The sequence below is a fragment of the Bifidobacterium sp. MSK.13.1 genome (assembly GCF_019131435.1).
Taxonomy (GTDB): Bacteria; Actinomycetota; Actinomycetes; order Actinomycetales; family Bifidobacteriaceae; genus Bifidobacterium; species Bifidobacterium pseudocatenulatum.
The window spans coordinates 62,497-77,547 of sequence record NZ_JAHOMM010000006.1 but is presented as its reverse complement, the minus strand read 5'-3'; the positions used below and the strand labels follow the sequence as shown (position 1 = coordinate 77,547).

At 56.1% G+C, this 15,051-nt stretch carries 10 protein-coding genes; 7 read left to right on the top strand and 3 right to left on the bottom strand.

Annotation, left to right across the window (positions count from 1 at the left end; genetic code table 11):
• Positions 1-144: 144 nt before the first annotated feature.
• The 3 genes from raiA (at position 145) to trpD (ending at position 5,205) form a co-directional block, all read left to right on the top strand.
• On the top strand, positions 145-804 hold the full coding sequence (gene raiA, locus KSY55_RS07085) for a ribosome-associated translation inhibitor RaiA (protein ID WP_004220442.1): 660 nt from the start codon (positions 145-147) through the stop codon (positions 802-804).
• Between the two features lie 212 nt (positions 805-1,016).
• Positions 1,017-3,893, top strand: a complete 2,877-nt coding sequence (secA, locus tag KSY55_RS07080) for a preprotein translocase subunit SecA (RefSeq protein WP_117501709.1) — start codon at positions 1,017-1,019, stop codon at positions 3,891-3,893.
• Positions 3,894-4,152: 259 nt separating this feature from the next.
• Positions 4,153-5,205, top strand: coding sequence for an anthranilate phosphoribosyltransferase (trpD, locus tag KSY55_RS07075; protein WP_004220435.1), 1,053 nt, complete (start codon positions 4,153-4,155; stop codon positions 5,203-5,205).
• A 149-nt stretch (positions 5,206-5,354) separates the two neighbouring features.
• Here trpD and KSY55_RS07070 read toward each other — a convergent pair whose 3' ends face one another.
• Positions 5,355-5,927 (bottom strand): GlsB/YeaQ/YmgE family stress response membrane protein, encoded by a 573-nt coding sequence (locus tag KSY55_RS07070; protein WP_065439824.1) that lies wholly within the window; start codon positions 5,925-5,927, stop codon positions 5,355-5,357.
• A 51-nt stretch (positions 5,928-5,978) separates the two neighbouring features.
• Between KSY55_RS07070 and KSY55_RS07065 the strand changes: the two genes are divergently transcribed.
• On the top strand, positions 5,979-6,683 hold the full coding sequence (locus KSY55_RS07065) for a 1-acyl-sn-glycerol-3-phosphate acyltransferase (protein ID WP_055063489.1): 705 nt from the start codon (positions 5,979-5,981) through the stop codon (positions 6,681-6,683).
• Positions 6,684-6,777: 94 nt separating this feature from the next.
• On the opposite strand, the gene KSY55_RS07060 is transcribed toward KSY55_RS07065, so the two are convergent.
• Together KSY55_RS07060 and KSY55_RS07055 are read right to left on the bottom strand one after the other, a co-directional pair.
• Positions 6,778-8,988 carry a Stk1 family PASTA domain-containing Ser/Thr kinase gene (locus tag KSY55_RS07060; protein WP_022245130.1) on the bottom strand — a complete coding sequence of 737 codons (2,211 nt, stop codon included), beginning with the start codon at positions 8,986-8,988 and terminating at the stop codon, positions 6,778-6,780.
• Between the two features lie 141 nt (positions 8,989-9,129).
• Positions 9,130-10,224 carry a polyprenyl synthetase family protein gene (locus tag KSY55_RS07055; RefSeq protein WP_217749634.1) on the bottom strand — a complete coding sequence of 365 codons (1,095 nt, stop codon included), beginning with the start codon at positions 10,222-10,224 and terminating at the stop codon, positions 9,130-9,132.
• 206 nt (positions 10,225-10,430) lie between these two features.
• On the opposite strand from KSY55_RS07055, the gene KSY55_RS07050 reads away from it, so the two are divergent.
• The 3 genes from KSY55_RS07050 to KSY55_RS07040 all read left to right on the top strand — a co-directional run bounded on the left by KSY55_RS07050 (position 10,431) and on the right by KSY55_RS07040 (position 15,041).
• Entirely contained in the window at positions 10,431-11,087 is a 657-nt protein-coding gene (locus KSY55_RS07050) for a hypothetical protein (protein ID WP_022245128.1), read from the top strand.
• Positions 11,088-11,248: 161 nt separating this feature from the next.
• Entirely contained in the window at positions 11,249-12,625 is a 1,377-nt protein-coding gene (locus KSY55_RS07045; protein WP_217749635.1) for an RNA polymerase sigma factor, read from the top strand.
• 115 nt (positions 12,626-12,740) lie between these two features.
• A complete protein-coding gene (locus KSY55_RS07040) occupies positions 12,741-15,041 on the top strand; it encodes a type IIA DNA topoisomerase subunit B (RefSeq protein WP_055063607.1) in 2,301 nt (766 codons plus the stop codon).
• Positions 15,042-15,051 lie beyond the last annotated feature (10 nt).

Here is a 15,051-nt window from a genome sequence, read left to right as displayed (position 1 = left end):
GAAAATCAAAAAAACTTTATTTTTCTTGCGTCAACTTTTCAGTGAAATCACAATGTTGCGGCTACAATGTTGACTACCGAACAGCGAAGCAGCTGTTTGGTCCGTATATAGCGGGTAACACCGCTTGAGTCTAGGGAGGTCCACATGGAAATCGTCGTTACCGGACGTCATACGCAGATTAAGCAAAGGTTCCGTGACGTTGTCGAAAGCAAGATGAATCGTGTGACCGCTATCGCCCCGGATGCGCAGCGTGTTCAGATTGTGTTGTCGCACGAGGGCAATCCGCGTCAGGCCGACACCGCCAAGCGCGTTGAAATCACCGTCATCGCAGGTCGTACCGTGGTGCGCGCCGAGGCTTCCAGCGCCGACGAGTTCAGCGCTCTGGACATGGCGCTCGACAAGCTGACCCTCCGTCTGCGTCGCACTCGTGATCGTCGCAAGGATCATCGTCGTGGCTACAGCGATCCGGTCCCGGTCGATCTTGGTGTCGTCGAGCCGACTCCAGAAGTTGAGGAGCCGGTCGAAGTGCCGAATAACAGCCCGGCCGAAGCCGTCGCCGCTGAGCTGGGTCCGGGAGAGTCCGTCGAAGTCCAAGTAGGCGACACCCCGATTGTCATCCGTCGCAAGCTGCATATCGCGGAGCCGATGACCATCGATGAGGCGCTGTATGAGATGGAGCTGATTGGACATGACTTCTTCCTGTTCGTGAACAAGGAGACCGGTCGTCCGTCCGTCGTCTACCATCGTCACGGCTGGAGCTATGGCGTCTTCGAGATCGACACCCCGGAGAATGTGGCGAAGTAAGACATGCAACAGGTTGGATAGGGAGATAATCTGACCGAACGGGGCTCGCGCAGTGTATGTGCGGGCCTCTTTTTCATGTCTGAAGGTGGTGTGTCGAATGGAAGAAGGCCACAACAAGCTGAAAGTTACGTAAAATGGACGGTGTTTTTCGGAAATCGTTAAACAGCGACTAATCTCAGATGAGATAACTCGCATACACAAAGGGAGTGATTGTGGTAGATATCGTTGACAAAGCCCTGCGAATGGGCGAAGGCCGACAGATCAAGAAGCTTGAGCACGTAGCACAGGCGACCAACGCGCTGGAAGATGAGATTGCAGCGCTCAACGACGAAGAGCTCAAGGGCCAGACCGCCAAGTTCAAGCAGCGTCTCGACAATGGCGAATCCCTCGACAAGCTCATGCCGGAAGCCTTCGCCACCGTGCGCGAGGCATCCAAGCGCACCTTGGGCCTGCGCCACTTCGACGTGCAGCTCATGGGTGGCGCGGCGCTGCACTGGGGCAACATCGCCGAAATGAAGACCGGTGAAGGCAAGACCCTTGTGGCGACCCTGCCGGCATACTTGAACGCACTCGACGGCCAGGGCGTGCACGTCGTCACCGTCAACGACTACCTGGCAAGCTACCAGGCCGAGCTGATGGGTCGTGTCTACCGCTTCCTCGGCATGAGCACCGGCTGCATCATCACCAACCAGAAACCGCCGGAGCGCCGCAAGCAGTACAACGCCGACATCACCTACGGCACCAACAACGAGTTCGGCTTCGACTACCTGCGTGACAACATGGCGTGGGAAAAGTCCGATCTGGTGCAGCGCGGCCACCACTTCGCCATCGTCGATGAGGTCGACTCCATCCTCATCGACGAGGCCCGTACCCCGTTGATCATCTCCGGTCCGGCCGAAGGCGACGTGACCCGTTGGTACCGTCAGTTCGCACGTCTGGTGCTCAAGCTCACCCGTGACGAGGACTATGAGGTCGACGAGAAAAAGAAGGTCGTCGGCATTCTCGATCCAGGCATCAACAAGATCGAGGATTATCTCGGCATCGACAACCTGTACGAGCCGAACAACACCGCACTGATCGGCTACCTGAACAACGCCATCAAGGCCAAGGAACTGTTCCTGCGCGACCGCGACTACGTGGTGACTGGCGGTGAAGTGCTCATCGTCGACGAACACACCGGCCGTATCCTGCCGGGTCGTCGTTACAACGAAGGTCTGCACCAGGCAATCGAAGCCAAGGAAAACGTGGAAGTCAAGGCTGAGAACCAGACCTTCGCCACCATCACCCTGCAGAACTACTTCCGCATGTACGACAAGCTGTCGGGCATGACCGGTACCGCAGAAACCGAGGCCGCGGAGTTCATGGGCACCTATAAGCTGGGCGTGCTCCCGATTCCGACCAACAAGCCGATGATTCGCGAAGACAAGGACGATTTGATCTTCCGTACCAAGAAGGAGAAGCTTGCCGCCATCGTGCGCGATGTTGCCAAGCGCCACAAGAAGGGCCAGCCGGTGCTGCTGGGTACCGCTTCCGTGGAATCCTCCGAAATCGTGTCGTCCCTGCTTGACGTTGCCAACATTCCCCACCAGGTGCTGAACGCGAAGCAGCATGACAAGGAAGCCGCCGTCGTGGCCGTCGCGGGCCGTAAGGGCGCCGTCACCGTGGCTACCAACATGGCAGGCCGTGGTACCGATATCATGCTCGGCGGCAACGTCGAGTTCCTTGCCGATGCGAAGCTCAAGTCCGAAGGCTATTCTCCGGATGACACTCCGGACGAGTACGAGAAGCGTTGGCCGGGCACCTTGGCCGAAATCAAGGAGCAGGTCAAGGACGAGCATGAAGAGGTCGTTGAACTCGGCGGCCTGTACGTGCTTGGTACCGAGCGTCACGAATCCCGTCGTATCGACAACCAGCTGCGCGGCCGTTCCGGACGTCAGGGCGATCCGGGCGAGTCCCGTTTCTACCTGTCGCTCGAAGACGATCTGATGCGTCTGTTCAACACCCAGCTCGTGGCCCGCGTTATGGCCAAGGGCATGCCGGAAGGCGAGCCGATCGAAGCGAAGAGCGTTTCCAAGGGCGTGCGCACCGCACAGAAGGCCGTGGAATCCCGCAACTTCGAAATCCGTAAGAACGTGCTCAAGTACGATGACGTGATGAACAAGCAGCGCACCGTCATCTACGCCGAGCGTCAGGCTGTGCTCAAGGGCGAAGACATCCACGAGGATATCCTCAAGTTCATCGACGATACGGTATTGAGCTACATCAAGGGCGCCAACAAGGGTTCTGACAAGCCGAAGGATTGGGATTGGGAAGGCCTGTTCAAGGCTCTGAACGCCGTGTACCCGATTGCCGTCGATCCGGAAGCCGCCAAGGACGCTGTCTCCAAGCTCAAGGGAGACAAGGCCATCGTAGCCCTGCAGGAGCTTATCGTTTCCGACGCAAAGGACCAGTATGCCGACTTCGAAGCCAAGCTTGGTGAAGAGGGTCTGCGTCAGCTGGAACGTCGTGTCGTGCTCGCGGTTCTTGACCGCAAGTGGCGCGAACACCTGTATGAGATGGATTATCTCAAGGACGGCATCGGTCTGCGTGGTATGGGTCAGCGCGATCCGCTGGTCGAATACCAGCGCGAAGGCTATCAGATGTACAACTCCATGATTGAAGCAATCAAGGAGGAGACCATCCAGCTGCTGTTCCACGTTGACATCGATCGTGTCGCCACCACCGAAGACGCCGAAACCGAATCCGATGAGGAAGAGGCCGTGAACGCAGCCGAAGCGGTGATGGGCCTGGATAGCGAAGCGCAGCCGACCGGTGAAACCGCTCCTGCCGAGCCGGAAACCGACGATGAGGCCGAGAAGACCGTCATCGACGAACTGGCCGAAGAACAGAAGAATGAGCCTGGCATCGTAGGCATGCAGCCGATCAGCCATGCTGAGGGCAAGGTTCCTGCCAATAAGCGCCCGAAGAGCGAGGAATTGCGCTCTCCGTGGGCGGATGGCCGCACCTTCCCGGGAACTGGCAAGAACGCCCAGTGCCCGTGCGGTTCCGGTCGTAAGTACAAGATGTGCCACGGACAGAACGAACAGTGACATATCGTGTGATGCTCTGATGATTCGCGCATAATGAAGGCGGTTTGCGGATTTTTCGCAGACCGCCTTTTTGTTTCATGCTCGTTGCCCGATATGCGGAAGATAGATATTGAAAATGTCTGTGTTGTTTATGATGAGCGCTTTTCTGCAATTACCTGTTCGTGATATGGACGTTGAAAAACCATGAAATGTAGAACGGTTACAATGGCGGCGATATCGTATCAACAACGTGACATGCTGAAGCGTCAAGGAGGGCATCATGGCTGAAATCACATGGAAGTCGATCCTCACCAAGCTGGTCGGAGGGGACCATCTGAGTGCCGAGGAATCCGAGTGGTTCGTCGATGACCTCATGAACGGCAACGCTAATCCGGCGGCCGTCGGTGCGGTTCTGGCAACCCAGCAGCAGCTTGGCTTGACTCCGGATGAGGTGCGTGGAGCGGCCAAGGCCATGGTCTCCCATGCCATCAAACTTGATATCGACGGTGAGACCACCGATATCGTCGGTACCGGTGGAGACGGCGCCGCGACGGTGAATCTGTCTTCCATGGGCGCGGTGGTGGCTGCCGCAGCCGGAGCGAAAGTCGTGAAGCACGGCAATCGTGCAGCCTCTTCCAAGTGCGGCACTGCCGATTGCTTCGAGGCGCTGGGACTGCCGCTCGATCTGGAACCGGAACAGGTTGCTGAGGTCGGCAACGAATGCGGCATCGCATTCGCTTTCGCACGCACATTCCATCCGGCAATGCGCTTCGTGGGACCTGTCCGTGCGGCGCTCGGCATGCCATGCGTATTCAACGTTCTTGGACCTCTGACCAATCCGGCCTCGCCGAAGCACATGGCGGTGGGCTGTGCCAATCGCGCAATGAGCCCGATCATGGCTGCGGTATATGCGGCTAATGGACAGACCGGCATGGTGTACACGTCAAGCGAGGGACTTGACGAAATGGCTCCGACTGGTCCGGTGTCCATCTGGGAGTTCAGCAACGGCAAAGTCACTGAGAGTGAATTCGATCCGACTGTGGAGCTTGGTCTCGACAAGGTGACGGTGGCTGACTTAAAGGGTGGAGAGCCGGAGCTCAACGCTCAGCTGTTCCGTGACTTCCTTGCAGGCAAGGACGTTCCTTTCCGCACTACCGCCCTGCTCAACGCGGCATCCGCGATTGTTGCGGACGGCCATCAGGTGCCAGCTGATGCCAGCCTGACTGAACGATTCAAAGCGGCCTATGCCATTGCCGAAGAAACCGTTGATTCAGGCAAGGCCTCGGCACTGCTTGACCAGTGGATCACCGCCGCCCAGTCCAAGAAAGCTTGATATTCGGCGAAATGGCAGATCATAAGAACGTATAAGGCGTGTCTCGTCAAAACACTCAACGACGAGACACGCCTTATACGTATCGCAGCGACAAATATCACAGAGAAGAGCACAAAAGACGTAGCTGATGCAGTCTTCTCCATATGTTGCTATACGCGAGCTCCATCATCGAAAACATCGCGGCGGGTTTGTGTATGTCCCTTGTGCTGTACGATCAATCCAGCAGCGCCAATCAACGCGCACACACCGAAAATCGATCCCAAAATCCCAGCCAAAGCAGGCATGAACGCAGATGCGATGATACCGGCGACACCAGCGATCAAAAGCACCCAAAACACCAACTTCGATATCTTGACATGACCGATGGAGGGATTCGGAGGAGTGAAATCATCACCGTAACGATCCATTACACTATCGGTGTCCAACCAGCTGGAACCAGTGAAATCGCGCGGTCCACGACCTTGCGGAGTGTCATCAGTGAACGTGCCCTGATCCAAATCCTGAATCGAAAGCAACGCCTCCTTCTCACGGCGCTGCGCATGCTTTTCAAAACGTTTCGCGTTACGAGAATGCTCCACGGCCTGTAAATCGTCGGCATGCGAACTTGCGAATTCAGCCCATGCGGCATCCAAATCGTCCGCATTTGAAGAAGCCCCTTCGCCACCATTCGGCGCGGCATTTGGGCGTTCTTCATCGGCATTGCTATTGTTGAGGTCAGTCATACTGATAACTGTAATCAAGCGGATGGCCATCCGCTAGGAGGATCGTGAAAAATGCTCTACTGGTTTTTCGTCAAAGGCCTGGGACCGATCGCCATCCACCGCATGGGACCGACTGCCAAGGGACTTGAAAACATTCCGCGCGAAGGCGGTGCCATTATCGCAGCCAATCATCTTGCCGTCATCGATGACGCGCTGTTGCCGCTGACTTGTCCGCGCATGATTCATTTCATGGGCAAAGCCGAGTATTTCGAAGGCAAGGGCATCAAAGGCAAGTTCAAGAAGTGGTGGTTCACTTCGGTTGGCGTGTTCCCCGTGGATCGTTCCGGTGGGTCGAAATCGCTTGGCGCATTGAACCACGCGCGTGAAATCCTCGAAGACGGCCACCTGTTCGGCATTCATATTGAGGGCACGCGTAGCCCTGACGGTCGCCTCTATAAAGGTCATACCGGAGCTGCGCGACTTGCTTTTGAAACCGGATGCCCAATCGTTCCGTCCGCCATTATCGGATCTCGCGAGTTGCAGAAGCCCGGTCAGATTATTCCTGGTAAGGGCAAGACCACAGTGGTCTACGGCGAACCGATTGCCGTGGAGAAGAAGCCCGCCGACCAGATCACGCACGACGATTTGCGCACGCTGACTGATCGCGTGACCATGGAAATTCAGAAGATGAGCGGTCAGGAATACGTGAACGAATACGCTCAGAAAGTCAAGGAACAGCTTAAGGCTCAGAAAGCCGCCGAACAGGCGAACAGCTGAGAAACCAAAGAGAAAAGCCCCGGCACGACACTACACGAGCCGGGGCTTTCCTTATGCCTATACCATGATGTTTGGCAAAGCAGGTAATGCACTTTTAGAACAGTGAGGAATACATCTTCAATGTGATGGTGGTTGGTATGCCGTTCTCGTCGCGAAGACGCACTTCGGTGCCACCTACCGGATCCTGCGAAGCGACCTTCTTGTCTTGATTGGAATCCAACGTGAGCTGCGAACTTACCTTGACCGTGAATCCGAGTTTTTCCAATGCGGCTTTGGCGTCAGAGGCTTTCTGCCCCACATAATTCGGCAGGGTTATGGTTTCCGGTCCTTTGGAAACCACCACGTCGACGCTGTCTCCCCAATGCAACGTATCACCGTTGTTGACGGAAGCGGAAATCACCTGCCCCTGTGGAATCTTGTCGTCGAAGGATTCCGTCCAATTGGTGGTGAGTCTAAGATCATCCAGCGCCTGCTGTGCCTCGTCCTTCGTCTTGCCGACGATATCGGGCATAGTGACTGGCTTTGGCCCCTGCGACACTGTGACGGTGATCGTCGTATTATGCGGCAATGTGGCGCCGGGATCCACACTTAACGACAGCAACGCCCCTTGAGGCACGTCAATGGAATACGTGTCATCAGAAGCCGCGGTCTGCTCGACATTATCGAATCCAGCCTTCTTCAGTGCGTTGATTGGATCCTTGCCGGATGCGCTGGTCGCGTCGAGAATATCGGCGGGAACCGTCGCCTGCCGGACTCCCTTGGAGACCACGACCTTGACTTTCTGGCTACGACGCTTGCTGCCGCGATCGCCGACATTCGCCGGGTCGGTGGAGATGATATTGCCTTCCTCCACGGAATCGCTATACTCTTCCGACACCTCATATTCGATATCGGAAATCTTGAGCAGACTCTCGTAGTCGCTCCACTTCACATTGGTGATGGGGCATGCTGCGGACGCGTCGCATGTCATACCATCCGGCTGGGGCATGGTCCAATAGCTGCCGGGGCCCTGATAATACCACCATGCCCAACCGCCGGCGCCACATGCAAGCAGCAGCGCCACCACGCCTGCGACGATGAGCGGTGTGCGACGCTTTTTCGCGGATTTGCTGTTTGGAGTATTGCCGGATTCGTCGCTTTGCGCGATGGGGGATTGCGATGCAGCGCTGTCGACGGCATTGTCAAGGCTATTGACGATGCCGTCTGCCGGCAGCGAGAAACGTGTCGTCGCTTCTGGATCGATGTTCTGTTGCTGCACCGGCATGACGGTTGTTGCGTTCGTCTTGACCCTGTCCAGCTTGCGTGTGCGATCATCGAATTGCTGCGTCGGCGGTGCCGGGGGAGCGGGAGGAACAGGATTGCCGACATTGGTTGGCGCACCGTTATTTGCGGGCGCAGCACTGTCGGAAGCGCTGACGTCTACCGGGGGAAGACGATACTGCCAATCGCTGACCGCAAGCGTCGATTGCAGACGCTGCAGCTCGGTTAACGCAACGGATGCGTCTGCTGGACGAGCCTCGACCGCGCGAGCCGTGAGATGGGCAAGGAATGCGGCCACGCCTTCATTGATGCCTTTGCAAGCGGTGGCAATGCTTGGCACATCCTCGTGAACATGCTTGAATACCAGTGTTACTGGATTATCTGAAGTGAATGGCACGTTGCCGGCGAGCATCTCCCAAGCCATGATGCCCACGGAATACAAATCCCCCTGAGGTGTGGCTTGATTCTTCTCGATCATTTCCGGTGCTAGATATGCTGCTGTTCCCAGCAGTATGCCGGTGGAGGAGAGTGTGGCCTGCGATACCGTTTTAGCCAAGCCGAAATCGGTGATCTGCACATGGCCACGGTCGTTAAGCAAAATGTTTTCCGGCTTGATGTCGCGATGCACCACGCCCGCACGATGTGCGGAAGCGAGGCCATCCAATGTCTCGCCAATAATGCGTAACGTCTCTCGAACGCTGAACGTACCCTGCTGGTTCATTTCGTAACGCAGGTTCACGCCGTGAACATACTCCATGACGAGATAATCGAGACCGTCGAATTCGCCGGTGTCATACACCTGCACGATATGCGGATTGGCAATGGCCGCGGCCGAACGGGCTTCACGATGGAATCGTTCCACGAACTGGTCCCGGTGCGGTCCCTGCGCCAGCTGGGTATGCATGATTTTGATGGCGACCGTGCGCTCCAGACGTTCGTCTACCGCTTGGTACACCGTGGCCATGCCGCCATCGGCGATTCTGCTGACGACCCGATACCGGCCCTCGATGACCTGACCTTCAGGGGCGTGTGGAGCTTCACTCATGGTTGATCGCTACGGTTCCTTCTTCAAAACAACTCACGTTCGAACGTGTTCCCACTTGTAGTCTACAAGCAGAGGTTTGCGGATTGTGCAACGAACGCGCGTCCTGTCCGGATGTTGGTTGGAAAACACGCAGGTCGCGTGTCACGCGCGTGTTTGGACGTGAATACTTGGCACGAAACGTGAGCAGGCCTCGATGAGCAGTGACTTGTGGTATTCGGAAAGGCTCAATGTTTCGATAGCTGTTTTCGATTCATTCCACAAATCCGCGATTCTACCGCGGGAACGTTCGATGGCTCCTGTTTGCTCAAATAGTTCAATGGCGCGTTTTACTTGAGTTTCGGAACGCGAATCGGCCTCCCACAAGTCGATGAGCTCTCGCCGCTGCGTGTCGTTCGCCGCGTTGATGGCGTCGGCTAGAAGCACCGTGCGCTTGCCTTCGCGGATATCTCCTCCAACGGGCTTGCCCGTATTGCTGCTCGAACCGACAACATCCAGAAGATCGTCTGCAAGCTGGAAGGCCAATCCAAGAGGCAAGCCGACTGCCAATGCCTGCTTCCTCGCATCGTCTTTGCCTATACCCGCGGCAAGCATGCCGAATTCCAGTGGGGCAATGGTGGTGTAGCTGGCGGTTTTCCAGCGGAATACGTTCAATGAAGCTTCCACCAGTTCGTCTGGATCGTCCAACGGATTGAGCTCTACGGCCAAATCGAGTACTTGACCGACTTCGACCTCGCGGTGCATGTTGAGCAATGCCGCGACCACATCGGAACCATGAGTGAGCTTGGGAGCTGCCTTGTCCGCGATGTCCACGCTTGCCGTGGCCAACATGTCGCCGAGCATGATGCCCAAGCCATGGCCGATGGCCTCGCTATGCGTACCAGTGGAGAATGCGCGATGCGCAGACGGCTTGCCACGGCGCAGATCGGAATCATCGATGATGTCATCATGCACCAGCGCACCGGTCTGGAACACTTCCACCGCGCACGCTAAATCGAGAAGCGCGTCGAAATCACGTTCTCGCACATCCTCCGAAGCGAATGCGCGGAACGAATCCAACGTCAGCAAGGCGCGAAGCCGCTTGCCACCCTCACTTGACGTGACCGCCTGCTTGGCGACCATGTCGGCAATAGGCCTGCAAGAGGAGGCAACCGAATCGTCCGCATGAAGGAATGCGAAATCCTTCACCAACGAAACAATGCGTGATTCAATCTGTTCCAAATCGGAGGAGCTAGTCATACCAACAGTTATCCACAGGCATTCGACAAGACCAAATCTCAATGATTGCAATAGTTGCGGTACCGAAATCATTTTGCGAAACGCCGAAGAAGCCATCCTCCGACCACAGGCCTCGAAAAAAGCGGCATCGCATCGGCTCATCGGGCATAGTGCCATATAAGCGGCGAGCGAGGAAGCCGATAGACCATGCCAAGGAGGGCAGAATAATGACAACCAACAAAACCGGACGCATCACCGGGACTGAAATGGAAGAAGCCATCAGCCGATTCGAAAGGGATTGCAGATCCGACGGCGTGGGCGAAACAGTGCGTTCGTTCATTCGTGAACCGCTTTTCATATGGATGGACGCGCTTGCGCAGGCATCGGACGAGAGCGTTTCCCATTCGGAAGGCGAATTCCATGCCGAATGCGGTCTTGACCGGAATATGATCATGCGGACTACGGTGGGCATCAATCGGATGCTGTCCATTCGTGACGTATTTCTCATTTCCGCCATCGTTGACGAACGATACGCCGACCGAGACTTTCTCATGAGTTTCGCCGAAAGACCCAAGCTGTCTCGTAATGCGCAGCGTCTGGAACAGCTGCTCAGCGATTCATTCCGTGATCCCCTAGCCAGACCCGATATGAAACGTTGCGATCAGGCGATCAACATGCTGTTCGACATTATCGATATGATTCCGAAGACATATCGGGCGCAGCCGTTCGCCGTGATCAGCTACATCATGTGGTGGATGGGCCAGGAAGGAGCCATGGCATCAGCCATCAGCGCGCTCGCGATAGATGATCAATGTTCGCTGGCGGCGATTGTATGCTCGGCGGTTGAACGACGTATTGGTCCTGCCTGGACGTCGGAAACATAAGGCAACACGCCGTAAAGTGGCGTGACTTGCGCGTGAAGGCCTCATTATGCGGGAATAATCGTCCTTGCAAGATGGTTTACTCACATAGTTGACGATTTGCCCTTGCCAGAAGTGGGTCCATATGGTATACGCTTCGAGGCAGGATCAATAGGAGGATAAGTTTGGCCACCAAGGAAACGACGGCAAGCATGGAACAGGCTGATCTGACCGAAAAGACCACCTCCACGAAGAAAGCCGCCACGCGCAAGGCCTCCACGAAGAAGAGTGCGGCGAAGAAAAACACCGCAACGAAGACCCCTCGCAAGACTACCGCGAAGAAGAGCGCCCCTGCCAAGAAGGAGGAGCCGCTCGAGGATGATGCACTTGACGATGAGGACGCTCAGGTAGACGACGCCGATCTTGACGATTTCGACGCCGATCTCGATGACGTCGATTCGGATGACGAGGATGACCTCGACGACGACGAGGAATCCGAACCTGAAGATGATGACGACGAGGATGAGGAAGAACGCAAAAAGCCGGAAGAGCCTAAGGAAAAGGGCGCTTTCGTGGTGCGTGATGACGATGATGATGAGAATCTGACCCCATCCGGCAATCCGAAGCGTCGTGTGATTGCGGCGGGTGCGACTGCTGATCCGGTCAAGGATTACCTGAAGCAGATCGGTCGTGTGAGCCTGCTGAATGCGGAACAGGAAGTCGATCTGTCCGAGCGTATCGAAGCCGGTCTGTATGCCCAGCACCTGCTGGACACCGAATCCGACCAGATGGACTTCAAACGCAAGCGTGAGCTCAAGTGGGCTGCGAACGATGGCAGGCGTGCCAAGGACCACCTGCTGGAAGCCAATCTGCGACTTGTGGTTTCGTTGGCTAAGCGTTACACCGGCCGTGGCATGCTGTTCTTGGATTTGATTCAGGAAGGCAACCTCGGTTTGATTCGCGCCGTCGAGAAGTTCGACTGGAAGAAGGGCTTTAAGTTCTCCACCTATGCCACGTGGTGGATTCGTCAGGCCATCACCCGAGCCATGGCTGACCAGGCGCGTACCATTCGCGTGCCGGTGCACATGGTCGAAGTGATCAACAAGCTGTCTCGTGTGCAGCGTCAGATGCTGCAGGATCTTGGCCGCGAACCCACGCCGGATGAGCTTGCACGCGAGCTCGACATGCCTGTCGAGAAGGTGCAGGAAGTGCAGAAGTACGGCCGTGAGCCGATTTCCTTGCATACGCCGTTGGGTGAGGATGGCGATTCCGAGTTCGGCGATCTGATCGAAGACACCGACGCCATCGCGCCGTCCGACGCGGTTGCCTTCTCGCTGTTGCAGGAGCAGTTCAGGCAGGTGCTTGAAACGTTGTCTCCGCGTGAGGCTGGCGTGATCAAGATGCGTTATGGCTTGGAAGATGGCCAGCCCAAGACGCTCGACGACATTGGCCGCGTGTATGGCGTTACCCGTGAGCGTATTCGCCAGATCGAGTCGAAGACCATGTCGAAGTTGCGTCACCCGTCTCGCTCGCAGACGCTGCGTGACTTCCTTGATCAGTGATTGAAACAAGAGGTGAATGAAGTCGAGAAATTCGGTAAGAATATCGAATTTCTCGACTTCTTACGTCTACAAGACGTTCTTATGGATGAAAACCGAAGCAAAACTGCAAGTCAGAATGAGGAAAATGGCGAAAGACAAGGACAATTACGGCGCAGGTAGTCTTACCGTGCTTGAAGGTCTTGACGCGGTGCGCAAGCGCCCGGGCATGTATATCGGCACCACCGATAGCCAAGGTCTGATGCACTGCCTGTGGGAGATCATCGATAATTCCGTCGATGAGGCTCTTGCGGGAGTCTGCAATCATATCGTTGTGACGTTGCACAGCGACGGTTCCGTGGAAGTGGCCGATAACGGCCGCGGTATCCCTGTTGACATCGAGCCGAAAACCAAACTTACCGGTGTGGAAGTGGTGTTGACCAAATTGCATGCCGGCGCGAAATTCGGTAACTCTTCGTACGGAGCCTCGGGCGGTTTGCATGGCGTGGGCTCGTCAGTGGTGAACGCGTTGAGCTCCCGTCTTGACGTGGAAGTGGATCGTGACGGCAAGACGCATCATATGTCATTCCATCAGGGTCATCCTGGTGTGTATACCGATGCTGATCCGGAGCACCCATCTCCGGATGCGCCATTCAAACGCACGCGTAAAAACCGTCCGACTGAGCTTGAAATCATTGGCAAGGTCAGTCCGAAGACCACGGGAACTCGCATTCGTTATTGGGCTGATCCGGAGATTTTCAACGACACCGCGGAATTCAGCTACGAGCAGCTGATTGATCGCGTCAGGCAGACCAGCTTCCTGGTGCCGGGTTTGAAAATCACTGTTATCGATGAGAATATTCCGGAAACCGGCGATGAATCAGTCGACGAAATGCTGGAAGTCGACGATATTGCAAATGCTGCAGGTGATGAACCGCAGGAAATTGCCGAAAGCGATGAATCTGAACATGACGCTGCCGGGCACGAGGAAGCTGCGGAGCAGATCGAGGAAGCCGATGTTGCGGCACAACCTCAGGGATCGAAGTATACCCACTCCCGTATCGAGGAATTCTGCCATACCGGCGGTGTGAAGGATTTCGTGGATTACCTGTCCAAAGGCGAAGCGGTTTCCGCTATTTGGCGTATCACTGGCGAAGACACCTATGTTGAGGAAACCCAAGCCGTAGGCGATGGCGGTGAACTGCACGCGCAGAAGGTTACGAGAAATTGTGCCGTCGATATCGCCATGCGGTGGACCAACGGATACGACACCACCATGCGCAGCTTCGTCAATGTGGTGGAAACCCCGGGCGGTGGAACCCATGTGGATGGCTATCTGTTGGGCCTGACCAAGCAGATTCGCAAAGCCATCGAAGACAATGCACGTAAGCTCAAAGTGAATCTCAAAGATTCCAACATGAAAGTCGAACGTGACGATATTCTGGCAGGTCTGGTTGCCGTCGTCACTGTGCGTATCGCCGAACCACAGTTCCAAGGTCAGACCAAGGATGTGCTCGGCACCGCGCAGGTCAAGCCGATCGTCAGCAAAATGACCGACAGGCAGTTCGGCGAGATGATCACCGGCTCCAAACGTGGCTATAAGGAACAGTCCGGCCGCGTGCTTGAAAAGATCGTCGGCGAAATGCACGCCCGCATCCAAGCACGTAAGACCAAAGAGGTGACGCGACGCAAGAACGCGCTCGAATCGGCATCCATGCCACCGAAACTGTCTGATTGCCAGCCAGGCAATGACGATGTGGCCGAACTGTTCATCGTGGAGGGCGATTCCGCACTTGGCACCGCCAAAGCCGCGCGTAATTCCGGTTTCCAGGCGTTGCTGCCGATTCGAGGTAAAATTCTCAACGTGCAGAAGGCGTCGTTGTCGCAGATGCTGTCGAACAAGGAATGCGCGGCGATCATTCAGGTGGTCGGCGCTGGCTCCGGAGCGAGCTTCGACATCGAGCAAGCACGTTACAACAAGGTCATTATGATGACCGATGCAGATGTCGATGGCGCGCACATCCGCATTCTGCTGCTCACCTTGTTCTACCGTTACATGCGGCCGCTCATCGAGTACGGTCACGTGTATGCGGCCGTGCCTCCGCTGCACCGCATCGCCTTGACCGGAGCTCACAAGGGGGAGTATATCTACACGTATTCCGACGATGAGCTGGCCGGCAAATTGGCTGATCTTGATAAGAAGCACATCAGCTATAACGAGGACATTCAGCGCTATAAGGGTCTGGGTGAAATGGACGCCGACCAGCTGGCCGACACCACTATGGATCCACGCACACGTATGCTGCGTCGTATCCGTATGGAAGACGCCGAACAGGCCAGTCAGATTTTCAGTCTGCTGATGGGCGATGACGTGCCGCCGCGTAAAGCGTTCATCGTTGAGAATGCCGACGATTTCGACCGTTCGAAGATCGATACCTGATCGAGGTTGT

Coding starts and splice junctions, on each gene's coding strand:
- raiA (WP_004220442.1), top strand. CDS start 145: ATGGAAATCGTCGTTACCGGACGTCATACGCAGATTAAGCAAAGGTTC.
- trpD (WP_004220435.1), top strand. CDS start 4,153: ATGGCTGAAATCACATGGAAGTCGATCCTCACCAAGCTGGTCGGAGGG.
- KSY55_RS07070 (WP_065439824.1), bottom strand. CDS start 5,927: ATGACTGACCTCAACAATAGCAATGCCGATGAAGAACGCCCAAATGCC.
- KSY55_RS07065 (WP_055063489.1), top strand. CDS start 5,979: ATGCTCTACTGGTTTTTCGTCAAAGGCCTGGGACCGATCGCCATCCAC.
- KSY55_RS07060 (WP_022245130.1), bottom strand. CDS start 8,988: ATGAGTGAAGCTCCACACGCCCCTGAAGGTCAGGTCATCGAGGGCCGG.
- KSY55_RS07055 (WP_217749634.1), bottom strand. CDS start 10,224: ATGACTAGCTCCTCCGATTTGGAACAGATTGAATCACGCATTGTTTCG.
- KSY55_RS07050 (WP_022245128.1), top strand. CDS start 10,431: ATGACAACCAACAAAACCGGACGCATCACCGGGACTGAAATGGAAGAA.
- KSY55_RS07040 (WP_055063607.1), top strand. CDS start 12,741: ATGAGGAAAATGGCGAAAGACAAGGACAATTACGGCGCAGGTAGTCTT.